The following is a 23,413-nucleotide window of genomic DNA, read 5'->3' as shown; positions in this document are numbered from 1 at the left end:
CACGAAGGGCCCCGTCCGGCTTGCGGACGGGGCCCTTCGCCGTGCGCGGGGGTGGATAGGCTGGGGGCCGACCACCGATGCTGTGCACGACACCCAGGAGCGGCTTATGAGCGCTGTGACCCCCGCTGGAGGCGACACCGCGGCGGGCCGTTCCTGGCCCGAGGTACTGAACGCCCTGCTGGAGGGCCGTGACCTGAGCGCGGACGCCACGGCATGGGCGATGGACCGGATCATGCGCGGGGAGGCGACCGACGCGCAGATCGCGGGATTCGCCGTGGCGCTGCGGGCCAAGGGCGAGACGGTGGAGGAGATCACCGGGCTCGTCCGCGCGATGTACGAGCACGCGAACGTCATCCAGGTACCGGGCCGGACGGTGGACATCGTCGGCACCGGCGGTGACGGTGCCAAGACGGTGAACATCTCCACGATGTCCTCGATCGTCGTCGCCGGCACCGGTGCGAAGGTCGTCAAGCACGGCAACCGGGCCGCGTCCTCCGCGTCGGGCGCGTCGGACGTGCTGGAGAAGCTGGGCGTCAATCTGAACCTGCCGCTGGAGCGGGTCCCGCAGGTCGCCGAGGAGGCCGGGATCACCTTCTGCTTCGCGGTCAAGTTCCACCCGGCGCTGCGTCATGTGGCCGCGGCCCGCGGCCAGTTGGGTATCCGTACGACCTTCAACGTGCTGGGTCCGCTGACCAATCCGGCTAAGGTCCGGGCCCAGGCCGTCGGTGTGGCCGACCCCCGGATGGCCCCGGTCGTGGCCGGCGTCCTCGCCGAGCGCGGCAACTCCTCCCTGGTCTTCCGCGGCGACGACGGCCTGGACGAGCTGACCACGACCGCCACCTCGCGGGTGTGGGTCGTCCGGGACGGCAAGGTCAGCGAGGAGACCTTCGACCCGAGGGACGTCGGCATCGGCCTCGTCCCCGTGGAGGCCCTGCGCGGCGCGGACGCGTCGTACAACGCGGAGGTCGCCCGCCGCCTGCTCGACGGCGAGCCGGGGGCCGTACGGGACGCGGTGCTGCTGAACTCCGCGGCAGCGCTCGTCGCGCTCGCGCCGACCGACGCACCGCTGGCGGAGCAGCTGCGGGCCGGTATCGCCAAGGCATCCGAGTCCATCGACTCGGGCGCGGCCAAGCGCACCCTGGAGCGCTGGGTGGCCGCCAGCAACGCCTAGCCCCACCGGGTGCCGTCCCGCGATCCGGACACGGGTTGCGGGACGGCGATCACCTCACGTACGTTCCTGTACCAGGTCATGAGTGACAGTCATGAGGCCCCGGCCGACTGTCCGGCAACCCTCCGTCCGTGGCGGGGTGCCCCGGGTGAAGACCAGGCCGTGGACAGCAAGGTCCACGGCAAGCGCGGATCCCTCACGCATCCAGGGATCCTGGTCGTCGAGGAGTCTTCCGTGAGCAAGCGAATGCGTTAGGGCCGCAGAGCCCCGCCTCCGCACCCCCTTTTTCTCTTCTTCGCCTTCCTCTCACGGGAGTTCCGCCATGTCTGTCTTCACCGCTGCCGCCGACCAGACCGTTTGCACCCCTCTGCCCGTTCTGGGGCGAGATGTCACCGTCCCGCTGGTCACCGGTGGCGAGGTCACCTACGCCGCGCTGGACTACGCGGCCAGCGCCCCCGCCCTCCAGCGCGTCTGGGACGACGTCGCCGCGTACGCCCCGTACTACGGCAGTGTCCACCGCGGTGCCGGTTACCTCTCCCAGCTCTCCACGGACCTGTTCGAGAACGCCCGCAGGACCGTCGCCGAGTTCCTCGACTGCCGCCCGGCCGACCAGGTGGTCTTCACCCGCTCGACCACCGACTCCCTCAACCTCCTCGCCCGCGCGATCCCGGCCGGCTGCCAGGTCTTCGTCTTCGAGACCGAGCACCACGCATCCCTGCTGCCCTGGCAGGACGCGCAGGTCACCTACCTCGACGCCCCGCGCACCCCGCGGCAGGCCGTCGAGACCCTGGAGCGGGCCCTCGCCGACCGCGACCCGTACGGCCCGGCCCTGGTCTGCGTCACCGGCGCCTCCAACGTCACCGGCGAGCTGTGGCCGGTGCGCGAACTGGCCGCCGCCGCGCACGCCCACGGCGCCCGCATCGTCCTGGACGCCGCCCAACTGGCCCCGCACCACCCGGTGTCCGTCACGGACCTCGACGTCGACTGGGTCGCCTTCTCCGGCCACAAGCTGTACGCCCCCTTCGGCTCCGGCGTCCTGGCCGGCCGCGCCGACTGGCTCCAGGCGGCCGAGCCCTACCTCGCGGGCGGCGGCGCCAGCCGCAAGGTCACCCGGCGTCAGGACGGCGGCGTGGCCGTCGAGTGGCACGAGACCGCGGCCCGCCACGAGGCCGGCTCCCCGAACGTCATCGGTGCCTACGCGATCGCCTCCGCCTGCAAGGCCCTCACCGAGGCCGGCTGGGACAGCCTCGTCGCCCGCGAGCAGCACCTCGTCCGCACCGTCCGCGAGGGCCTCGCCGAGGTCCCCGAGGTGCGGATCCTCTCCCTCTTCGGGGACGACGCCCCGCGGGTCGGCGTCATCTCCTTCGTCGTCGAGGGCTGGAACAGCTCCCACTTCGCCGCCGCCCTCTCCGCCGAGTACGGCATCGGCGTCCGCGACGGCCTCTTCTGCGCCCACCCCCTGGTCCGCACCCTGCTCGGCAGCGACCCGCAGACCCAGGGCGAGTGCGGCGCACCCGAGGCGGCCCCCGGCGAGAGGTCGCTCAACGCCATCCGCGTCAGCTTCGGCGCCGGCACCCCCGACGAGCACGTCGAGCGCTTCGTCGACGCCGTCAGGGAACTCGTGGCCGAGGGCGCGAAGTGGCAGTACCGCACGGAGGACGGCCGCTGCGTGCCGGCGGTCTGAGCAAGCGGACGCAAGGGCAGCGCCCGGGGCGCGGGGCCGTGCCGGTGTGCGGGTCCGCCGGGCGGGCGCGGTTACCACGACGGTCCCGCACACGCCGTACCTGCGAACCCGGCGGACGCCGAGCCGCGTATAACCTCCCCCTGACGACACGTTGGACAGGGGGAGCCCGGAGTGCAGCCGCTGCGCGCAGCAGACCCGCGCCACATCGGCCCGTACACAGTCGTGCACAGACTCGGCGCCGGCGGCATGGGCGAGGTCTACCTCGCCGAGTCCCGCACGGGCCTCAGGCTCGCGGTGAAGGTCGTACGGGCCGAGCACGCCGAGGACCGCACCTTCCGCGCCCGCTTCCGCCACGAGGTCCGCGCCGCGCAGACCGTCGGCGGGGCGGGCACGTACACCGCACGGGTCGTGGACGCCGACACCGAGGCCGAACGGCCCTGGATGGCCACGGAGTTCGTGTCCGGCCCGAATCTGCGGGACGCCGTCCTGGACCACGGCGCGCTGCCCGGGCCCGCGGTCCGGATCCTCGCCGCCGCGCTCGGCGAGGCGCTGGCCGCGATCCATGCCAAGGGCCTGGTCCACCGCGATCTGAAGCCGTCCAACATCCTGCTCGGCCCGGACGGGCCCCGGGTCATCGACTTCGGGATCGTACGGGCCCTGGAGGCCACCGCGCTGACCCGCACCGGCGCGGTCGTCGGCTCGGTGGGCTACGTCTCGCCGGAGCAGATCCGCAACGGCGGCCAGGTCGGTCCGCCGAGCGACGTCTTCTCCCTCGGCGCGGTCCTCGGCTACGCGGCGGCGGGCCGGGAGCCGTTCGGCGAGGGCCAGGACTCGGTGGTCCTGCTGCGCATCCTGACCCGCGACTTCGACCTGTCCGGTGTGCCGGAGGACATCCGCCCGCTGGTCGCGGCCTGTCTGGCCGAGGACCCGTTGCAGCGCCCGGAACCGGCGGAGGTGCTGGCGGCGGCCGGCTTCACCCCGGACACCCTGCGCGCCGCCGTCCGCCCGGGCTGGTACGGCCCAGCGGCGAACCCGAGCCCGGCCACCGACGACCGCCCCAGCGGCGTGGAGTACCTGGCCCCCGATCTCCCCACCCCGCCCCCCACCGCCGAACCCACACCCCCGGCGCCCACCCTCGATCCCCTCACGCCCGAGCCCACGTCCTCGGCCGCCGGCCCCCTGTCCTCGACCGCGCCGGAGGCCGCGTCGTCGGTCGCCGGCCCCTTGTCCTCGACCGGGCCGGAGCCCGCGTCGTCGGTCGCCGGCCGCGTGTCCTCGACCGGGCCGGGGCCCACGACCCCGGCCGCCGCCCGCATGACCCCCACCGGGCCCGAGCCCACGACCCCGGCCGCCGGCCCCCTGACCCCCACCGAGCCCGAGCCCACCAGTGCGGCCACCGCCCCCGCGGCCCCCGCCGCCCTGACCGCCCCCACCACGACCGCCGCCCCGGCGAACCCCACTGCCCCCACCACCTCCGTCAGCCGTCCGGGCGCCGTCGCCCCCGGGCGGCGGCGGCTGCTGGCTTCCCTCGCCGGGGGAGCCGTCGCCGTGGCCGGGGCTGGGGCCGGTGGCTGGCTGTTGCAGCGGGGCTTCCGGACCGAGAGCCTGAGCGGGAGCTACCGGTCGCCCGAGGGCTCGGCCCCCGGGGTGGAGGAGAGCGGGGCCCCGGCCAGGTCCGCGGTGCTGCGCTGGCAGTACGACCTCGGCGGCATCGGCGGCCTGGACGGCGCCTGCTGCGCGCTCTCCCCGGACGGTTCCGTCGTCTACGCCGGCAGCTCCGGCGGTGTCCTGCACGCGATCTCCCGGGACGGCTCCCGGCGCTGGAAGGTCCGGCTGGGCGACGACGTCTCCACCCCCGTGGCCACCCGGGACGCCGTGTACTGCGTGGTCGGCCTGCACGGCGACGGCGTGCGCCGGCTCACCGCGGTGAGCCCGTCCGGCAGCCCGCTGTGGACCCGCACCCTCGGCGACGAGGGCCACGCCGTCCCGGTCCTGCTCGGCACGGACGTGCTCGTCTCCATCGGCGGCACGGACGCGGGCGGGCTGCGCAGCTACGCCTCCGACGGCAGCGAGAACTGGACCGCCAGGACCCCGGCCGGCCCCACCGGCACCCCCCTCGTCGCGGCCGGGACGGTCTACACGGGCAGCTACGGTGACGAGCTGCTGGCGCTGGACGCGCGGGACGGCAAGCGGAAGTGGCAGGTTCCCGGCGGCACCGACGTCACGGTCCTCGCCCTCGCCGGCACCACCCTGATCACGGACTCCGGCCCCGCACGCCAGGGCTTCCGCGTCTCGGACGGCCGGCGCCTGTGGCGCAGGGACGCCGGCGCCGGGCCCCTGACGGCCGGCACCCGGTCGCTGGCCGTCGGCGCGGAACAGGGCACGGTGTACGCCGTACGGGCGGCCGACGGGTCCCGTGCCTGGGCGTACGACGTCGAGGGGGGCACGGCCGAGCCCCGGGTGGTGGTGGCCGGCGACACCGTGTACGCCCGGGCGGGCGACCGGGTCTGGGCGCTGGACCTGAACGGCAGGCGGCGCTGGGACGCGGCCCTCGGCCGGGCCGCGGCCGACGACCAGCACACCCCGCTCGCCCGCGGCAGCCGCCTCTACGTGCCCTCGGGCACCGGTGTCGCCGCGGTCGACCTGCCCGCGTAGCCGTCCCTAGTTGTCGAGGCCGATCGCGAAGGCGGCCTCCAGGTCGTGCTGGGAGTAGGTGCGGAAGGCGACGTGCGTGTCCGTGGCCTCCACGCCGGGGATCTTGCTGATCCGGCCCGGGATGACCTCGGCGAGGTCCTCGTGCTGCCCGACCCGGACCATGGCGATCAGGTCGTAGGTGCCGGTGACCGAGAAGACCTCGCTGACGCTGTCGAGCGCGGCGATCTGCTCCGCGATCTCGGGGATCCGGTCCACACTGGTCTTGATCAGGACGATCGCGGTGATCACGGCTGTTTCTCTCCCTCGGTGACCGGAGCTGGGGCGGCTTTCACTCTAGTGGTACGGCCGTAGCGCACCCACGCGTAACCGAACCCCAGGCCGAACCCCAGCAGGTGCGCCAGATACGCCACCCCGGGCCCGTCCGAGGCCTGCCCGGCCGCCAGCCACTGCAGGGCCGCCCAGCACGGCAGCACCACCCACGCGGGGAAGCGCAGCGGCAGGAAGAACAGGAAGGGCAGAAGACTGGTCACACGCGCGCGGGGGAACAGGTAGAGGAACGCGCCGAGCACCGCCGAGACCGCCCCGGAGGCGCCCACCAGCGACTGCTCGGAGGCGGCGTTGACGGCCGCGTACCCCAGCAGGGCGAGGTAGCCGCAGCAGACGTAGAAGAGGGTGAACTCCACCCGGCCCATCCGCTCCTCGGTCATCGCCCCGAAGACGAAGAGGAAGAGCATGTTGCCGAGCAGATGCACCCAGCTGCCGTGCACGAACAGCGCGGTGGCCGGGGTGAGCGCCGCCCCGGCGGGTCCGTGGAACAGCTCGGCCGGGACCACCCCCCAGTGCCGGAAGTACGTCCGCTGCGCCGCGAGCAGCGCCTCCCCGGAGCCGTACCCGGGGACCAGCCCGGAGGCAGGGCCGAGCGCGAAGATCAGGGCGCACAGGGCGATCAGGCCGTACGTCATCGGCGCCGGCGCGCCCCGGACCGCTCTGAGTGTCCGGACCGCCGCCCCGCTCCACGTGCTGATCATGACTACAGAGCATGACGTAACGGGACGCAAGCTGACAGACCGCCTCGCCGCCGTGAACAGGCGGGCGGCGAGTCCCCGCCAGGCCGTAGGGTTACGAGCCACACGCGTCGGGGGACGGCGCGGACCGACACGAGAAGGAAGAGAACAGTCACCATGACGGTTCCCCTGCCGACGGCCACCACACGATGGCGCTGCACCCTGTGCGGCAACCTCACCCGGTTCGACGTCACCCGCTCGTCGAAGGTCGTCGAGTACGTCCACCTCGACCTGGCCGGTGAGCCGACGGTGGAGGAGCGCGAGGTGGTCAGTGAGACCATCGAGTCGGTGCGCTGCCGCTGGTGCAACGCGGTGGACCAGGTGGAACTGGTGGACAGGCCGGGCGCCGGCTCCTGAGCGGAGCGGCCCCCGGAGAGGCTTATTCCGGTATTGGGGTGTGACGGATGGTGGAGACCACAGGCGGGGGGCCGGGCGACGGCACCGCTGAGGTGCTTGACCGTCCGCTGCCCGACGGCGTGCGCAAGCGGGTCGTGCAGATCGTGTCGGACGGCTTCGGCGCACTGACCATGGCGGAACTGCCCGCCCAGCTGAGGCAGTACGCCCGGTTCGCCCCGAACCGCCGGGCCAAGTTCGCCGGGAACGCGATGGCCTCGGCGCTGGAGACCGATTCGCTGTTCCGGCAGCGGATCGGGGAGAAGTTCCGGGAGGCCCAGCCGGAGCTCGCCGGCGCCCTCGACGCCGGCGCCCCGCCCCCGGCCGCGGACCCGCTGGACGTGGCGGCCGCGGCCTACGTGCTGCGCCCGGCGGGCTGGGTGAAGCTGGTCACCGCGGCCGGCGAGGAGGCCCAGCGCGCGGACGCCGAGCGCGCCGACGAGGAGAGCCGGGCCGAGCTGGAGCGGCTGCGCGGGGAGCTGGAGCAGGCCCGGGAGCACACCCGCGCCGAGACCGAACGACTGCGTGCGGAGCTGGAGTCGGCCAGGAAGGAAGCGGAGTCGCTGCACCGCAAGCTGCGTGCCGCGCTGAGCGACGTCAAGCGGGGCGAGGCCGCGCTGCGCAAGGCGCACATGGAGATCGACGCGGTGCGTGCCGAGGCGCAGGCGCAGGTGTCGGCCGCGGAGAGCGAGTCCCGGCGGCTCAAGGCCCGCCTGGGCGAGGCCGAGTCCGCGCTCGAGGCCACCCGCCGGGCCGCCCGGGAGGGCCGCAGCGTGGAGGACATGCGGGTACGGCTGCTGCTGGACACCCTGCTGGACGCCACCCAGGGGCTACGGCGCGAACTGGCGCTGCCGCCGGTGTCCGTGCGCCCGGCGGAGACCGTCGACGCTGTGGAACCGGGCCGCATGACCCCGAAGGACATCGCGGCGCGCGCCCTGTCGGAGAACGATCCGGCGATCCTCGACCAGTTGCTGGCCCTGCCGCAGGCGCATCTGGTCGTCGACGGCTACAACGTGACCAAGACCGGCTATCCGCAGATGCCGCTGGAGAAGCAGCGGCTGCGGCTGCTGGGTCAGCTGTCGGCGCTCGCCGCGCAGACCGGCGCCGAGGTGACCTGTGTCTTCGACGGCGCCGAGCTGGCCGCGCCGGTGCTGCTCGCGCCGCCGCGCGGGGTGCGGGTGCTGTTCTCCAAGCCGGGTGTGACGGCCGACGAGCTGATCCGCCAGCTGGTGCGCGCGGAGCCGCCGGGGCGCCCGGTCATCGTCGCCTCCACCGACCGGGAGGTCGCCGACGGCGTCGCGAAGGCCGGTGCCCGACCGGTGGCATCTGCGGTGCTTCTGAAGCGACTGTCCTGAAGGTCCAACGGGCACAGTGAATGCCCGAATTGGCCGCATCCTCACGCAACACAGGGTCAATCGCGCCTCACTACATGTGAGTTGAGTGCAAAGAATGCATTGCGCCACGGGTTTTTTTGCTGTGGGATTTGAACTGATCACAACCGGGTCACTAGGGTCTGCTCGAACCTCCGAACGGGTGATCACTCACAAGAAGGAGTTCGTCCTCCGTGGCGTCCCACCGTCGACCCAAGCAGCCGAGCCGCACCCGCGTGACCGTGCTCACCACCGCTGCCGCAGCTGCCGTCGCGCTCAGCGCCAACGCCGCCAACGCCGCGCCGAGCGAGAAGCTCGGCAAGGACGAGGTCAAGGCCAAGGTCGACAAGCTCTACGAGCAGGCCGAGCAGGCGACCGAGAAGTACAACGGCGCCAAGGAGAAGCAGCAGAAGCTGCAGAAGGACATCGCCACCATCCAGGACAACGTCGCCCGCGGCCAGGAGGAGCTCAACAAGCTCCGCGACGGCCTGGGCTCGCTGGCCACCGCGCAGTACCGGTCCGGCGGCATCGACTCCTCCGTCCAGCTCTTCCTGTCCTCGGACCCGGACGACTTCCTCGACAAGGCGTCCACGCTCGACCAGTTGAGCAGCCAGCAGGTCGACGCGCTGAAGAAGATCCAGGACAAACAGCGCGAACTCGCCCAGCAGCGGGCAGAGGCCACCGAGAAGCTCAAGGACCTCTCGGCCACCCGCACCGAACTGGGCAACAAGAAGAAGGAAGTCCAGAGCAAGCTCGCCGAGGCGCAGAAGCTGCTGAACTCCCTGACCGCCAAGGAGAAGGCACAGCTCGCCCAGGAGCAGCAGCGCGCCAACCGCTCCTCCACCGAGCGTGTGGACCTCAAGGACGCCCCGCCCGCCTCCGGGCGCGCCCAGGCGGCCTTCTCCGCCGCCCAGACCCGGCTCGGCTCGCCGTACGTCTACGGCGCCACCGGCCCCTCCTCCTTCGACTGCTCGGGCCTGACCTCCTGGGCCTACGCCCAGGCCGGCGTCTCCATCCCGCGCACCTCCGAGGCCCAGGCGCAGATAGGCACGAGGATCACTTCGGTCAACGACTTGAAGGTCGGCGACTTGGTCTTCTTCTTCAACGACCTGCACCACGTCGGCCTCTACGCGGGCAACGGCCAGATCCTGCACGCCCCGCGCACCGGCACGGTCGTCCGCTACGAGTCCATGACGACCATCGGTGGCCCGTTCATGTTCGGCGTCCGGGTCTGACACCCGGCGACACGCGGACACGGTGGCGCCCGAACGGGCGAATCACCGGGACTCGAACTGACCCCGCGCCCCGCCGGTGACCTGCGTCAGCGGCGGGGCGTCACTCTGCGTTGACTCCGCGGTCTTTGGCCCGGGCCGGTCCGCACGGCTACTGTCTGCCGCGTTTCCCCGGCGCCGGGGCCTCCCCGTCCCCGGCGCCGGGGAAACGGTCTGTGTCCGCCAGCAGAAGGACTGCCGTGGGGTCCCATCGCCGCCTTGCTCCGTCCGGAATCGACCGGGGCGCCGCCGCCCTGTGCGTGCTGTCCGCCACGATGACCGCGCTCGGCGCCGTACCGGCGCACGCGGAGCGGGGGGCCGGCACCCGGGCCGAGGTGGACCGCCTGTACGAGGAGGCCGAGAAGGCGACCCAGGCCTACGACAGGGCCGACGAGCGGGCCGGCCGGCTGCGCCGCCGGGTCCGGGACGCGCAGGACCACATCGCCCGCCAGCAGGAGCGCGTCAACGAACTGCGCGAGCAACTCGGTTCGCTGGCCGGCGCCCAGTACCGCTCCGGCGGCATCGACCCGGCGGTCGCCCTGCTCTTCTCCACCGAGCCCGACGACTACCTGGACAAGGCGTCCACGCTCGACCGCATCGGCACCCGGGAGGCCGGCCGGCTCAAGGAGTTGCAGTCCGTGCTGCGCGACCTCGCGCAGGAGCGCGCGGACGCGGCCGGGACCCTCGCCGAGCTGGAGCGCAGCCGCAAGGCCGTGGTCGCGCACAAGCGGACCGTGGAACGCAAGCTCGCCCGGGCCCGGCAGCTCATCAACGCCCTGCCCGCCGCCGAACGCGCCGCGTACGACCGGGCCTCCCGCGGCGGCCGCCCGGACCTGCCCGGCCTGTCCGGCGTCCAGGCCCCCGACGGGCGCGCCGCCGCGGCCCTGGCCGCCGCCCGCTCCGCCCTGGGCCGCCCGTACGTGTGGGGCGCCAACGGCCCCTCGGGCTTCGACTGTTCGGGTCTGATGCAGTGGGCGTACGCGCACGCGGGCGTCCATCTGCCGCGCACCTCGCAGGAGCAGCGGTTCGCCGGCCGGCGGGTCCCGCTCTCCCAGGCCCGCCCCGGCGACCTGGTCGTCTACCGCTCCGACGCCAGCCACGTGGCGATGTACGCGGGCAACGGCCAGGTCATCCACGCGCCCTACCCCGGCGCCCCGGTGCGTTACGACCCGGTCGGGATGATGCCGGTCTCCTCGGTCACCCGGCCCTGACCGCGCCGCGCCCCGTACGATCGGCGAGTGGCCGGTCGCAGGAGGGTGTGGAGCATCGGAGCCGTGGGGCTCGGTCTGCTGCTGCCGCTGGCCGGGTGCGGCGGGCCCACCGCGGCCGACTCCGCGCGGGCCGAGGTGCAGCAGGTGCTGGACCGGCGCGCGGCGGCCCTCCTCGACCACGACGAGACGGCCTACGGCGCGACCGGCACCCGCACCGGGTACACCCGGCTGCGCGCCCTGCCGCTGGCCTCCTGGAGCTACCGGGTCACCGCCCTGCACCGCACCCGCTCCGGCGCCACCGCCGACGCCGAGCTGCGCTACCGCGTCGCCGGCTACGACAAGGCCCCCGTCGACGCCCGCCGCACCCTGACCCTGGGCCGCGCCGCCGGCGGCCGCTGGTACGTCACCGCCGAGCGGCCCGCCGCGGAGGCCGGGCAGCAGCTGTGGGACCAGGGCACGGTGACCGCGGTGCGGGGCGCGCACAGTCTGGTGCTCGGCACCGGGGGCGCCGCCGCCGACCTGGCCCTGTACGCCCGGCTGGCGGACCGTGCGGTCCCGGCCGTCTCCGCGGCGTGGGGCACCGACTGGAGCCGCCGGGTCGTCGTGCTCGTCCCGCGGTCCCTGGCGGGCATGGCGTCCCTGCTGGGCTCGCCCGCCGCCGGCTACCGGGGCATCGCCGCCGTCACCACCGGCGAGGCGGGTGGTTCGGGCCGGACGCCCGCGGACCGGGTGGTGGTCAACCCGGAGGCGTACGCCGGGCTCGGCGACCCCGGCAAGCAGGTCGTCCTCACCCACGAGACCACGCATGTCGCCACCCGGGCGCGCACCACCGCCGCGACCCCGCTGTGGCTCTCCGAGGGCTACGCCGACTGGATCGGCTACCTCGGAACCGGCCGCACCCCGGCCGAGGCCGCCCCGGAACTCGCCCGCGCCGTCCGCAACGGCGAGACGCCCCACGCGCTCCCCGCCGACGGGGACTTCGCCTTCACCAGCGAACCCACCGGACTGGCCCGCGCCTACGAGGCCGGCTGGCTGGCCTGCCGGATGATCGCCGACCAGTGGGGCGCGGCCCGGCTCGGCGCCTTCTACCGGGCCGTCGGCGCCCACGGCACACGGGCCGGCGCGGTCGAGGAGGCCCTGAAGAAGGTGCTCGGCACGACCCCGAAGGAGTTCACCGCCCGCTGGCGCGACTACGTCACGACCCAGCTCGACTGAGCACCTCGATGGCCTCCCGCGGCCATTCCCGCTCGGCCTGCCCGGTGGTCCGCGCGACCCGCGGCATCCCCTCGCGGAACAGGTCCCCCGCTCTCCTCCGCCCGCACCGGCTCGCCCTTGCGGTGGAAGAAGCTCGCCGGGGTCTCCAGGAACTCCAGGCGGCGGCGGAGCACGGCGGCCTGCCGGCGACACCCGCACACCCATGCGGCTCGCTCTGCCGGCCAACGGACTGATCCTGGTCTGCGGCCCCCTCCCCATCCACCTCTACGGCGTTCCCGGCGCCGCCGCCTCCACCGTGCTGTGCCGCGCCGCCGCCCTCGCCCTTGGCCTGCGCGCCCTGCACCGCACCGCCCTGCCGCGCACGGCCGCCCGGACGCGCCCCCGCCGCGCCCCTCCCGGCCGCCCTGCCTACTCGATCGCCTACAAGGTCATGTACCTCGCCACGATGGCCTTCTACTCGGTGCGGCAGGCCGCGTCCCTCCACACCGCGCACACCCGGGGCTCGGGCGGGGACGCCCGCCGGGACGTCGGCCGGCAGGCGGTGCTCGTCGCCGCCGACCGCGGGCCTCACGGCCGCCGCGCTGTTCGCCGTCACCGCGCCCTGGCTCATGACCGCCTTCCGGGCCGGTGACGAGGTCGCCCGCCAGGGCGTGCTCTTCCTCCGCTGCATCGGCCCCTACCTGCTGCCGATGGCCTGCTTCATCGCGCTCGGCGGGGTCTTCGAGGACAGTGGGGGAGCGCCCGCGCTGCTGCGGGTCACCCTGCTCGGCGCCTCCGTCCAGCTGCCCCTGGCCTACGCGCTCTCCGGCCTCGGTCTGCCCGGTCTGCCTGGCGCCGGCGGTCGCGATGGCCGTGCAGTGTGCCCGGCGTCAGGAGGAGACCGGGGTCTCCGTGCGGGTGGCCTGAGGCGGGAAGGGGGTTTGCGCGGACGGCGGGACGGTCGCGCGCCACAGGCGGCGGGCCGCCAGGACCGTGGCCGCGACCAGCAGGCCGTTGCGGACCGCCAGCAGCGTCACGCCGTACCAGTCGCTCATCACGACGTGCGAGAAGCCGAGCGGGAACTCCAGGACGGTCACGAGGGACGCGAGGAGGACCAGCAGGGCGGGCGGTCCCATGCGGCTCGCCCGGTGCGTCAGGCAGACGGCGGCCAGGCCGACCAGCCACACCAGGTACTGGGGGCTGATCACCCGGCTGGTCACCGTGAACAGCAGCACCGCGGTCAGGGCCGCGTCGGTGACGGTGTGCGGCGCGAACCGGGCCGCGCGCAACCGCCACAGCAGCAGCCAGCCGAAGACGACCCCCGTCAGTGCCAGCGCCGCCGTGCTGACCTCGTCCACGTGCGGGCCCAGGAACTCGATCGACCCGTAGTTGAGCAGCACCTCGCCCTGCCATCCGAAGTGCCGGGCCACATGGAAGACCAGGGCGCCCAGCGACTCCACCTCGGTGCCCCGGTCGCGCTGGAAGGTCAGGAACGCGAAGGCGCCCGGCATGGACACCGCGAACAGCAGCGCGAGGCCCGCCGCGGTGACCGCCGCCGCCCCCCACGCCCGCCGCCGCACGGCACCGACCAGCAGCAGCGCGGGCCACACCTTCAGCAGCGCCCCGAACGCCGTCAGCGCGCCCATCACCCGCGGCCGCCGGGCCCCGGCGAGCAGCGCCGCCACGGCCACCGCGGTCACCATCACGTCGTAGCGGGCGTACACCGTCGGCCCGAGCAGCGGGACGCCCGCCACCCACGCCCAGGCCCCGCGCGGGGACCGGCCGGGCCGCCTGCCCGCGTACACCAGCAGCGCCAGCACGACGACGTCGGCCAGGCAGGCCAGCAGGTAGAAGGCGTGCGCGTACGACAGGAAGGGCAGGACGGCGGGGGAGAGGACCGGGAGGGCCGCGGCCGGCGGGTACTGCCAGGTCACGTCGTCCAGCGGAAACGTTCCCTGCCGCAGGACCTCGTACCAGCCGCGGTAGATCACCGACACGTCCGAGGTGACGTCCGGGCCCGGGAAGGTGTACACCCGGAACACGAACAGCAGCAGCACCGCGCGGGTGACGACCCAGGTCCCGAGCAGCCAGGCCAGGGACCGCCCGGCACCCTTCGTGTCCACGTGATCCCCTGCCGTTCGATTTCCGTGTCGGGCGACCATGATGTCCTGCCCGGCTGTGCACATGCCACAGACTCGGCCGGACCCGGCCCGCCGGACGGCCCATTCGGTAGGGTCGGCGGCGATGCACAAGACCCTGATCGTCACCAACGACTTCCCGCCCCGGCCGGGCGGCATCCAGGCCTTCCTGCACAACATGGCGCTCCGCCTGGACCCCGGCCGGCTGGTCGTCTACGCCTCCACCTGGAAGCGCGGCCGGGAGGGCGCCGAGGCCACCGCCGCCTTCGACGCCGACCAGCCCTTCACCGTCGTGCGCGACCGTACGACCATGCTGCTGCCCACCCCGGCGGCCACCCGGCGGGCGGCCGGGCTGCTCCGCGAGCACGGCTGCACCTCGGTGTGGTTCGGCGCGGCGGCCCCGCTCGGTCTCATGGCTCCCGCGCTGCGCCGGGCCGGCGCCGAACGGCTGGTGGCCACCACCCACGGCCACGAGGCCGGCTGGGCCCAGCTGCCCGCCGCCCGGCAGCTGCTGCGCCGGATCGGCGAGTCCACGGACACGATCACCTACCTCGGCGAGTACACCCGCTCCCGGATAGCGACCGCGCTCACCCCGGACGCGGCCGGCCGCATGGTGCAGCTGCCGCCCGGGGTGGACGAGAAGACCTTCCACCCCGGCTCCGGCGGCGACGAGGTCCGCGCCCGGCTAGGGCTCACCGACCGGCCGGTCGTGGTCTGCGTCTCCCGCCTGGTGCCGCGCAAGGGCCAGGACACGCTGATCCGGGCCATGCCCCGCATCCTCGCCGCCGAGCCGGACACCGTCCTGCTGATCGTCGGCGGCGGCCCCTACGAGCAGGACCTGCGCCGCCTGGCCGACGAGACGGGCGTCGCCGGCTCGGTGCGCTTCACCGGCGCCGTCCCCTGGTCCGAGCTGCCCGCCCACTACGGCGCGGGCGACGTCTTCGCCATGCCCTGCCGCACCCGTCGCGGCGGCCTCGACGTGGAGGGCCTCGGCATCGTCTACCTGGAGGCATCCGCCACCGGCCTGCCCGTCGTCGCGGGCGACTCCGGCGGCGCCCCGGACGCGGTCCTGGAGGGCGAGACCGGCTGGGTGGTCCGGGGCGGCTCGGCGGAGCAGACGGCCGAGCGGATCGTCGCCCTCCTCCACGACCCCGAGCTGCGCCGCAGGATGGGCGCGCGCGGCCGGCAGTGGGTCGAGGAGAAGTGGCGCTGGGACCTGCTGGCGGAGAAGTTGAAAGCTCTGCTCTAGAAACCCGCCGCGGCTCTAGGCGGAACGGGAAAATCCGCACATGCTGCGCGCATGACAGTAAACCTGATGCAGCGTCAGCTGACAAGGCGTCACATCCTCGGCATGGCGGCACTCCAGACGGCGGCCGCCCTCGGCTTCACCCGCGTCGGGCTCCCCTCCGCCCGCGCGGCGGAACCCGCCCCCACCGACAACTCCCCGGCGATCGTGGTCGGTTCCGGATACGGCGGCGCCGTCGCCGCCCTCCGCCTCGGCCAGGCCGGCATCCGCACCCTCGTCCTGGAGATGGGCCGGCTGTGGAACACCGCCGGCGCAGACGGCAAGGTGTTCTGCTCCACCAGCGCCCCCGACCGGCGCTCCATGTGGTTCCGCACCCGCACCGAGGCCCCGCTCGCCACGTTCCTCTGGCTGGACGTGGTCAACCAGGCCATCAGCCCCTACCCCGGAGTCCTCGACCGCGTGCACTACGACGCCATGTCGGTCTACGTCGGCCGGGGCGTCGGCGGCGGCTCCCTGGTCAACGGCGGCATGGCCGTCACCCCGCCACGGTCCTACTTCACCGAGCAGTTCCCGTCCGTGGACGCCGACGAGATGTACGGCACCTGGTTCCCGCGCGCCCGCGCCATGCTCGGCGTCAACTCCGTCGACCCGGCCTGGTTCGAGTCGACCGAGTGGTACCGGTTCACCCGGACCTCCCGGAAGGCCGCCGCCAACGCCGGCCTGCGGACCACCTTCGTGCCCAACGTCTACGACTTCGGCTACATGCAGCGCGAGGCCGCCGGTACGGCCGTGAAGTCCGCGCTCGCCGGCGAGGTCATCTACGGCAACAACCACGGCAAACGCAGCCTCGACCAGACCTACCTGGCCGCCGCCCTCGGCACCGGCAACGTGACGATCCACACCCTGGAGAAGGTCACCTCGGTCAGCCGCGCGGGCGACGGATCGTACGTCCTGACCGCCGACCGGATCGACGGCACCGGCGCGGTCGTGGAGACCAAGGAGTACGGCTGCACGTACCTCTTCCTCGGCGGCGGCAGCCTCGGCACCACCGAACTCCTCGTGCGCGCCCGGGACACCGGCACCCTGCCGGGCCTCGACGCCGCCGTGGGCGCGGGCTGGGGCACCAACGGCAACACCATGCTCGGCCGCGCGAACCACGTGTGGGACACCGTCGGCGCCCACCAGGCCACCATGCCCGTGATGGGCATCGACGACTGGCCCAACGCCGACAATCCGGTCTTCGCGGAGATCGCCCCGCTGCCCATGGGCTTCGAGCACTGGGTCAGCCTCTACCTCGCGATCACCAGGAACCCCGAGCGGGCGACGTTCTCCTACGACACCTCGTCCGGGGCGGTGCGGCTCGGCTGGACCGCCGCCCAGAGCGCCGTCTCCGTGCGCATGGCCAAGAAGCTGTTCGACCGGATCAACGCGGCCAACGCCACGATCTACCGGTACGACCTGTTCGGCTCCGGGAACAAGGTCTTCGCGGACGACTTCACCTACCACCCGCTCGGCGGCTGCGTACTGGGCCGGGCCACCGACGACTACGGACGGGTGAAGGGATGCCCACGGCTGTACGTCACCGACGGCTCGCTCGTGCCCGGGTCGATCGGCGTGAACCCGTTCGTCACCATCACGGCCCTCGCCGAACGCACCATGGCGCGGGTCCTCGCCGAGGACACCGCGCCATGAGGCACCGACGGGATCACTTGGCGTAGAGCGCCTCGATCTCGTTGGCGTAGTCCTTCGCCACCACGTTCCGCTTGAGCTTCAGCGACGGGGTGAGGTGGCCCGACTCCTCCGTGAACTGGGAGGGCAGAATGCGGAACTTCCGCACCGATTCCGCCTTCGACACCGCGGCGTTGCCGTCGTCCACGGCCGCCTGGATCGCCGCGAGCAGATCCGGGTCCTCGCACAGCGACGCCGCGGTGGCGCCCGCCGGCTTGCCGTGCTCGGCGGCCCACCGGCCCAGGAACTCCTCGTCGATGGTGACCAGCGCGCCCACGAACGGCCGCCCGTCGCCCACCACCATGCACTCCGCGACCAGCGCGTGCGCCCGGATCCGGTCCTCGATCACCGCCGGGGCCACGTTCTTGCCGCCCGCCGTGACGATGATCTCCTTCTTCCGGCCGGTGATCCGCAGATAGCCGTCCTCGTCCAGGGTGCCGATGTCACCGGTGTGGAACCAGCCGTCGGCCAGCGCCTCCGCGGTCGCGCCCGGGTTGTTCCAGTACTCCTTGAACAGGTGCTCGCCGTGCAGCAGCACCTCGCCGTCGTCCGCGATCCGCACCACCGAGCCGGGCAGCGGCTGACCGACCGTGCCGATCTTCTGCCGGTCCCACGGGTTGAACGCGGTCGCCGCACAGGACTCGGTCAGGCCGTAGCCCTCCAGCACCGTGAAGCCGATGCCCCGGAAGAAGTGCCCGAGCCGCTCACCGAGGGGGGCACCGCCGGAGATGGCGTACTCGCCCCGGCCGCCGAGGACCGCGCGCAGCTTGCTGTAGACCAGCTTGTCGAAGACCTTGTGCTTGATCTTCAGGCCGAGCGACGGTCCCGACGGGCTGTCCAGCGCCTTGCTGTAGGCGATCGCGGTGTCCGCCGCCTTGTCGAAGATCGCACCCTTGCCGTCCGCCTGCGCCTTGGCCCGCGCCGAGTTGTAGACCTTCTCGAAGACCCGCGGCACACCCAGGATCAGCGTCGGCCGGAACGCGGCCAGCTCGTCCGTGAGGTTCTTGATGTCCGGGACGCAGCCCAGCTTGATCGGCGCCATCATCGGCGCCACCTGCACCAGCCGCCCGAAGACATGCGCGAGCGGCAGGAACAGCAGCACCGAGCACTCGCCGGTGCGGAACAGCGGACGCAGCCGCTCCACCACGTTCCCGCACTCGGCGAAGAAGCTGCGGTGGGTGAGCACACAGCCCTTGGGGCGCCCGGTCGTACCGCTCGTGTACACGATGGTCGCGGGGTCGTCGGCCCGGGCGAGCGAGCTGCGCTCCTCCACCGTCCGGTCCGAGACGTCCTGCCCGAGCCGGCCCAGCTCCGCCACGCCCCCGGCCTCGATCTGCCAGACGTGCTTGAGCGCGGGCAGCGCCTCGCGCACCGACTCCACGGCCGCCGTGTGGGTGTCCAGCTCCGTGACGCAGGCGGTGGCGCCCGAGTCGGACAGGATCCACTGCACCTGCTCCGGCGAGCTGGTCTCGTACACCGGCACGGTGATCGCGCCGGCGCTCCAGATCGCGAAGTCGAGCAGCGTCCACTCGTACCGCGTGCGGGACATCAGGCCCACCCGGTCGCCCGGCTGCACGCCGGAGGCGATGAGGCCCTTGGCGGCGGTGTGCACCTCGGCCAGGAACTCCCGTGCGGTCACGTCGTGCCAGGCACCCCCGACCTTGCGGGCGATCACGGCGACGTCGGGATGCTGCGCGGCGTTTCTGCGGACGATGTCGGTCAGATTCCCGTCCGCGGGGACCTCGTACAGAGCCGGAAGGCTGAACTCGCGCAAGACTGCTGCTCCTCATAGGGCGCCGGCGCCACGACGTTGTGCGATGCGACGGTGCGGTCCAAGGCTCGGGCAAGTGCTCCGGAACAACATGACGATTCACATGTTGAAATCCTGAGCACGACTGGACGGCCCGGACGTTACCCGCCGGTATGGCGTCTACGACAGGGGGTCCCGGCGAGATGTTCGCTGCGTCACACACGTGGGCGTTCCTTCGCGCACAGTAGTCCACAGCCGAACCGACCGGCGAGTAACCGCAGGCCGGCCCGGCACTGTTCACCTCCACCGCACACGCCTACGCTTGATCACCATGGCATCCACACGCTCCGGCAACCGGCGGACCCGCGTCCATGTCGTCAGCGACGTGCACGGCAACGCCCGCGACCTGGCCCGGGCCGGCGAAGGTGCCGACGCCCTGGTCTGCCTGGGGGACCTCGTCCTCTTCCTCGACTACGCCGACCACTCGCGCGGCATCTTCCCGGACCTGTTCGGCAAGGAGAACGCCGACCGCATCGTCGAGCTGCGCACCGCGCGCCGCTTCGCCGAGGCCCGTGAGTTCGGCGCCCGCCTGTGGGGCGGGATCAAGGCCGACCGGGCCACGGCCATCGAGAAGGCCGTGCGCAAGCAGTACGCCGAACTGTTCGCCGCGTTCCCCACCCCGACGTACGCCACCTACGGGAACGTCGACATGCCGCAGCTCTGGCCGGAGTACGCCCGGCCCGGCACCACCGTCCTCGACGGTCAGCGGGTGGAGATCGGCGGGTGGACCTTCGGCTTCGTCGGCGGCGGCCTGCGCACCCCGATGCGCACGCCGTACGAGATCGGCGACGAGGAGTACGCGGCGAAGATCGAGGCCGTCGGCGAGGTCGACGTGCTGTGCACCCACATCCCGCCCGAGGTGCCCGAGCTGGTGTACGACACCGTCGCACGCCGCTTCGAGCGGGGCAGCCGGGCCCTGCTGGACGCCATCCGCCGCACCCGGCCGAGGTACGCGCTGTTCGGGCACGTGCACCAGCCCCTGGCGCGCCGGATGCGGATCGGCGCCACCGAGTGCGTGAACGTGGGGCACTTCGCGGGCACCGGCACGCCGTGGGCGCTCGAATGGTGAGGCACGCAGGCGCGGTGAAGGCGGCAGGTCGGCGGCGCGGTAGCCTTCACGCTGCACACACGTGCGCAGCCCGGCGCACACGAACTTCTCAAACCCGGCCCGCATCTGGAGGAGCCACCGCGATGGCGGAACACACCAGTTCGAGCATCACGATCGAGGCGGCTCCGGCCGACGTCATGGCGGTGATCGCCGACTTCGCGCGCTACCCGGACTGGACCGGCGAGGTGAAGGAGGCGGAGGTCCTCGCGACCGACGAGCAGGGCCGCGCCGAGCAGGTCCGCCTCGTCATGGACGCCGGCGCCATCAAGGACGACCAGACCCTCGCCTACACCTGGACCGGCGACCACGAGGTCTCCTGGACCCTGGTCAAGTCCCAGATGCTCCGCTCCCTCGACGGCACCTACCTGCTGAAGCCGGCCGGCTCGGGCGCCACCGAGGTCACCTACCGGCTGACCGTCGACGTCAAGATCCCCATGCTCGGCATGATCAAGCGCAAGGCGGAGAAGGTCATCATCGACCGGGCGCTGGCGGGTCTGAAGAAGCGGGTCGAGTCCGGGGAGAAGTAGTCGCTCCGGTCCGGTCGACGCGCACGGCGGTACCGTTCACCTCCATGCGCACCATCCTGATCACGGGCCCGGGCGGCAGCGGGCGTACGACCGTCGCCGCCGCCACCGCGCTCGCCGCCGCCCGCGAGGGCCACCGCACCCTCCTGCTGAGCGCCGACCGCACGGACACCCCGGGCGCGGCACTGGGCACCGTGACAGGACCGGCCCCCGCCGACGTCACCGAGAACCTCACCGCCTGGCGGCCCGACGCCGTCGCCCGGTTCCGCGAGGACCTCACCGCCTTCCAGACCCGTGCCGCGAACGTCCTCGACCTCCTCGGCGCGGCCCGCCTGGACGCGGAGGAGGTCACCCCGCTGCCCGGCGCCGAGGAACTGTCCTTCCTGCGCGCGCTGCGGGACGCGGCCCTGTCCGAGCGGTACGACCTGCTCGTCGTCGACCTCCCGCCCCTCCCGCAGGCCCTCGCCCTGCTCGCCCTGCCCGAGGAGCTGCGCCGCTACCTGCGCCGCCTGCTGCCGCCCGAGCGGCAGGCCGCCCGCGCCCTGCGCCCGGTCCTCGGCCGGCTGGCCGGCGTCCCCATGCCCGCCGACTGGCTGTACGAGACGGCCGCCCGCTGGGACGTCGAACTGGCCGCCGTCGAGGCCGTCCTCACCGACCGGGACACCGCCGTGCGCCTGGTCGCCGAACCCGGCCCGGCCGGCGCCGACGCCGTACGCGCCGCGACCCTGGGCCTCGCCCTGCGCGGTCTGCCCACCGAGGCCCTGGTCTCCAACCGGACGCTGCCCGAGGCGGCCCCCGACAGCTGGCTCGGCTCGCTCCTCGCCCAGCAGCGCAAGACGCTCGCCGACTGGCAGGAGGCGTACGACGTCCACCCCGTCCCGCACCTCGGCCGCGACCCGCACGGCCCGGAGGACCTCACCGCGCTCGCCGTACCCGCCGTCAACCCGGCGACTGCTCCGGTCGGGTGGCCCGTCACCGACCGGCTCGCCGAGGACGGCGTGCTGGTCTGGCACCTTCCGCTGCCCGGCGCGATACGGGACGAGCTGGACCTCGTCCGGCGCGGCGACGAACTCCTGATCACCGCGGGCCCGTTCCGCCGGATCGTTCCGCTGCCCTCCGCCCTGCGCCGGTGCACCGTCGCCGGCGCCGGACTGCGCGACGGAGAGCTGCGCATCCGGTTCGCCCCGGACCCGGACCTGTGGCCCGCGTCGGGACGGTGAACGGGTACGCCCGTTCGGGTAACGTCGTAAAGGCGAACCGTAGTCAGGAGCCGCCATGAGCGAAGAGCGCCCCGCACCCGACCCTTCCGAGGAGGAGCGGCCGAGGGCGACCGACGCCGACGCCTGGGCCACGGCCTGCGCCGAGGACCTCGCCGCCGAGCAGGCCCGCCGCCGCACCCGGCACGGCCCGCCGCCCGGGTCGGCCGCCGAGGAACTGAAGAAGCTCGTGGACACGGTGGCCGACAAGCTGTCCGGCCTGCCGTCACCGCTCCTCGGCGGCCTCGCCGGACCCGCCGCCCAGCAGATGGTGCGGCAGGTCGTCCAGCAGGCGAAGGCCGCCGTCGAGCCCGTCATAGACCGCAACCCGGACGTGTTCGACCACCTGGCCGCGGCCGGCAGCGAGCTGCTCGCCGCCTACCGCTCCGCCGTCCAGGCCCAGGAGCACCGCTGGACCTCCCGTACGGCCGACCCCGCGGGCGACGGCCGGCCGGGCCGGCGCGACCCGGGGGAGGGCACCGGCCCGGGCGAGCGCATCGACCTGGACTGAAGCCCTGGCACGGCAGGGCCTCGGGTACGGTTGGCCGTAGCGGGGCTCGACCGAAACTGAGGGATTCATGGGACTCACCATCGGCGTCGACATCGGCGGCACGAAGATCGCGGCCGGCGTGGTCGACGAGGAAGGCAACATCCTCTCGACCTTCAAGGTGCCGACCCCCACCACGCCCGAGGCCATCGTGGACGCCATCGCCTCGGCGGTGGAGGGTGCGCGCGCCGGGCACGAGATCGTCGGCGTGGGCATCGGCGCGGCCGGTTACGTCAACCGGCAGCGGTCCACCGTGTACTTCGCGCCGAACATCGACTGGCGCAACGAGCCGCTCAAGGAGAAGGTCGAGGCCCGCACGGGCCTCCCGGTCGTGGTCGAGAACGACGCCAACGCCGCCGCCTGGGGCGAGTACAAGTTCGGCGCCGGCAAGGGCCACCGCAACGTCATCTGCATCACGCTGGGCACCGGCCTCGGCGGCGGCATCATCATCGGCAACAAGCTGCGCCGCGGCCACTTCGGCGTGGCCGCCGAGTTCGGCCACATCCGGATGGTCCCGGACGGCCTGCTGTGCGGCTGCGGCTCGCAGGGCTGCTGGGAGCAGTACGCCTCCGGCCGGGCCCTGGTCCGCTACGCCAAGCAGCGCGCCAACGCCACCCCCGAGCGCGCCGAGGTCCTGCTGTCGCTCGGCGACGGCACCCCCGACGGCATCGAGGGCAAGCACATCTCCATGGCCGCCCGCCAGGGCTGCCCGGTCGCCGTGGACTCCTACCGCGAGCTGGCCCGCTGGGCCGGCGCCGGCCTCGCCGACCTGGCCTCCCTCTTCGACCCGTCCGCGTTCATCGTCGGCGGCGGTCTCTCCGACGAGGGCGACCTGGTCCTCGACCCGATCCGCACGTCGTACAAGCGCTGGCTGGTCGGCGGCAACTGGCGCCCGATGGCCGACGTGATCGCCGCCCAGCTGGGCAACAAGGCGGGCCTGGTGGGCGCGGCGGACCTGGCCCGGGAGCCGGACCCCGTCATGTGACGTTCGCTCGTCGGCGCGGCCACGGGCCGACCGGAGGGGCGCGGGGACCGTATGTGACGTG

19 protein-coding genes, 2 pseudogenes and 1 riboswitch are annotated in these 23,413 nt (G+C 73.4%); of the genes and pseudogenes, 16 read left to right on the top strand and 5 right to left on the bottom strand.

Going from position 1 to position 23,413, the window contains the following annotated elements:
* The first annotated feature begins 106 nt into the window (after nucleotides 1–106).
* The 3 genes from trpD (at nucleotide 107) to S1361_RS39865 (ending at nucleotide 5,507) form a co-directional block, all read left to right on the top strand.
* Nucleotides 107–1,171 carry an anthranilate phosphoribosyltransferase gene (gene trpD / locus S1361_RS11815; RefSeq protein ID WP_208031810.1) on the top strand — a complete coding sequence of 355 codons (1,065 nt, stop codon included), beginning with the start codon at nucleotides 107–109 and terminating at the stop codon, nucleotides 1,169–1,171.
* A gap of 74 nt (nucleotides 1,172–1,245) precedes the next feature.
* A riboswitch (SAM riboswitch) is annotated at nucleotides 1,246–1,362 on the top strand.
* Between the two features lie 128 nt (nucleotides 1,363–1,490).
* A complete protein-coding gene (locus S1361_RS11810; protein WP_208031809.1) occupies nucleotides 1,491–2,852 on the top strand; it encodes an aminotransferase class V-fold PLP-dependent enzyme in 1,362 nt (453 codons plus the stop codon).
* Between the two features lie 171 nt (nucleotides 2,853–3,023).
* Entirely contained in the window at nucleotides 3,024–5,507 is a 2,484-nt protein-coding gene (locus tag S1361_RS39865) for a serine/threonine-protein kinase (protein WP_208031808.1), read from the top strand.
* A gap of 6 nt (nucleotides 5,508–5,513) precedes the next feature.
* Here S1361_RS39865 and S1361_RS11800 read toward each other — a convergent pair whose 3' ends face one another.
* Together S1361_RS11800 and S1361_RS11795 are read right to left on the bottom strand one after the other, a co-directional pair.
* Nucleotides 5,514–5,795, bottom strand: a complete 282-nt coding sequence (locus S1361_RS11800) for an Lrp/AsnC family transcriptional regulator (protein ID WP_208031807.1) — start codon at nucleotides 5,793–5,795, stop codon at nucleotides 5,514–5,516.
* Complete coding sequence (locus tag S1361_RS11795; protein ID WP_208031806.1) at nucleotides 5,792–6,535, bottom strand: rhomboid family intramembrane serine protease; 744 nt, start codon at nucleotides 6,533–6,535, stop codon at nucleotides 5,792–5,794. The genes S1361_RS11800 and S1361_RS11795 overlap by 4 nt, the downstream gene beginning before the upstream one ends.
* Nucleotides 6,536–6,688: 153 nt before the next feature.
* Here S1361_RS11795 and S1361_RS11790 point away from each other — a divergent pair, with 153 nt between their 5' ends.
* From S1361_RS11790 to S1361_RS11770, 5 genes are all read left to right on the top strand, one after another.
* Nucleotides 6,689–6,928 (top strand): hypothetical protein, encoded by a 240-nt coding sequence (locus S1361_RS11790; RefSeq protein WP_014672226.1) that lies wholly within the window; start codon nucleotides 6,689–6,691, stop codon nucleotides 6,926–6,928.
* Between the two features lie 47 nt (nucleotides 6,929–6,975).
* Nucleotides 6,976–8,319 (top strand): NYN domain-containing protein, encoded by a 1,344-nt coding sequence (locus S1361_RS11785; protein ID WP_208031805.1) that lies wholly within the window; start codon nucleotides 6,976–6,978, stop codon nucleotides 8,317–8,319.
* 209 nt (nucleotides 8,320–8,528) lie between these two features.
* Nucleotides 8,529–9,569 carry a C40 family peptidase gene (locus S1361_RS11780; RefSeq protein WP_208031804.1) on the top strand — a complete coding sequence of 347 codons (1,041 nt, stop codon included), beginning with the start codon at nucleotides 8,529–8,531 and terminating at the stop codon, nucleotides 9,567–9,569.
* A gap of 236 nt (nucleotides 9,570–9,805) precedes the next feature.
* Entirely contained in the window at nucleotides 9,806–10,816 is a 1,011-nt protein-coding gene (locus S1361_RS11775; protein WP_208031803.1) for a C40 family peptidase, read from the top strand.
* A 63-nt stretch (nucleotides 10,817–10,879) separates the two neighbouring features.
* A complete protein-coding gene (locus S1361_RS11770; protein WP_208031802.1) occupies nucleotides 10,880–12,031 on the top strand; it encodes a hypothetical protein in 1,152 nt (383 codons plus the stop codon).
* Here S1361_RS11770 and S1361_RS39140 read toward each other — a convergent pair.
* Nucleotides 12,012–12,213 (bottom strand): annotated as a pseudogene (locus S1361_RS39140) (PadR family transcriptional regulator); the annotation flags it as partial. The gene S1361_RS11770 and the pseudogene S1361_RS39140 sit on opposite strands and share 20 nt — an antisense overlap.
* On the opposite strand from S1361_RS39140, the pseudogene S1361_RS11765 reads away from it, so the two are divergent.
* Nucleotides 12,198–12,937, top strand: a pseudogene (locus S1361_RS11765) (MATE family efflux transporter); the annotation flags it as partial. The pseudogenes S1361_RS39140 and S1361_RS11765 sit on opposite strands and share 16 nt — an antisense overlap.
* Here the strand turns inward: S1361_RS11765 and S1361_RS11760 are convergent.
* Complete coding sequence (locus S1361_RS11760) at nucleotides 12,901–14,133, bottom strand: glycosyltransferase family 87 protein (RefSeq protein WP_243769144.1); 1,233 nt, start codon at nucleotides 14,131–14,133, stop codon at nucleotides 12,901–12,903. The pseudogene S1361_RS11765 and the gene S1361_RS11760 sit on opposite strands and share 37 nt — an antisense overlap.
* Nucleotides 14,134–14,254: 121 nt before the next feature.
* Here S1361_RS11760 and S1361_RS11755 point away from each other — a divergent pair, with 121 nt between their 5' ends.
* Both S1361_RS11755 and S1361_RS11750 read left to right on the top strand, forming a co-directional pair.
* Nucleotides 14,255–15,397, top strand: coding sequence for a glycosyltransferase family 4 protein (locus S1361_RS11755; RefSeq protein WP_208031801.1), 1,143 nt, complete (start codon nucleotides 14,255–14,257; stop codon nucleotides 15,395–15,397).
* 66 nt (nucleotides 15,398–15,463) lie between these two features.
* Nucleotides 15,464–17,086 (top strand): GMC oxidoreductase, encoded by a 1,623-nt coding sequence (locus S1361_RS11750; protein WP_481906722.1) that lies wholly within the window; start codon nucleotides 15,464–15,466, stop codon nucleotides 17,084–17,086.
* 13 nt (nucleotides 17,087–17,099) lie between these two features.
* Here S1361_RS11750 and S1361_RS11745 read toward each other — a convergent pair whose 3' ends face one another.
* Nucleotides 17,100–18,896, bottom strand: coding sequence for an AMP-dependent synthetase/ligase (locus S1361_RS11745; protein WP_208031800.1), 1,797 nt, complete (start codon nucleotides 18,894–18,896; stop codon nucleotides 17,100–17,102).
* Between the two features lie 307 nt (nucleotides 18,897–19,203).
* Between S1361_RS11745 and S1361_RS11740 the strand changes: the two genes are divergently transcribed.
* The 5 genes from S1361_RS11740 (at nucleotide 19,204) to S1361_RS11720 (ending at nucleotide 23,352) form a co-directional block, all read left to right on the top strand.
* Nucleotides 19,204–20,001: a metallophosphoesterase family protein gene (locus S1361_RS11740; protein WP_208031799.1), complete on the top strand. Its 798-nt coding sequence runs from the start codon at nucleotides 19,204–19,206 to the stop codon at nucleotides 19,999–20,001.
* A gap of 122 nt (nucleotides 20,002–20,123) precedes the next feature.
* Nucleotides 20,124–20,567: an SRPBCC family protein gene (locus tag S1361_RS11735; RefSeq protein ID WP_208031798.1), complete on the top strand. Its 444-nt coding sequence runs from the start codon at nucleotides 20,124–20,126 to the stop codon at nucleotides 20,565–20,567.
* A gap of 44 nt (nucleotides 20,568–20,611) precedes the next feature.
* Nucleotides 20,612–21,784, top strand: coding sequence for an ArsA family ATPase (locus tag S1361_RS11730; protein ID WP_208031797.1), 1,173 nt, complete (start codon nucleotides 20,612–20,614; stop codon nucleotides 21,782–21,784).
* A gap of 55 nt (nucleotides 21,785–21,839) precedes the next feature.
* Nucleotides 21,840–22,331 (top strand): DUF5304 domain-containing protein, encoded by a 492-nt coding sequence (locus tag S1361_RS11725; protein ID WP_208031796.1) that lies wholly within the window; start codon nucleotides 21,840–21,842, stop codon nucleotides 22,329–22,331.
* A gap of 67 nt (nucleotides 22,332–22,398) precedes the next feature.
* Nucleotides 22,399–23,352: an ROK family glucokinase gene (locus S1361_RS11720; protein ID WP_208031795.1), complete on the top strand. Its 954-nt coding sequence runs from the start codon at nucleotides 22,399–22,401 to the stop codon at nucleotides 23,350–23,352.
* Nucleotides 23,353–23,413: the final 61 nt, after the last annotated feature.

The sequence above is a fragment of the Streptomyces cyanogenus genome (assembly GCF_017526105.1).
Taxonomy (GTDB): domain Bacteria; phylum Actinomycetota; class Actinomycetes; order Streptomycetales; family Streptomycetaceae; genus Streptomyces; species Streptomyces cyanogenus.
Note: the sequence above shows the minus strand (reverse complement) of the source record. Positions and strands in the feature narration are given on the sequence as shown.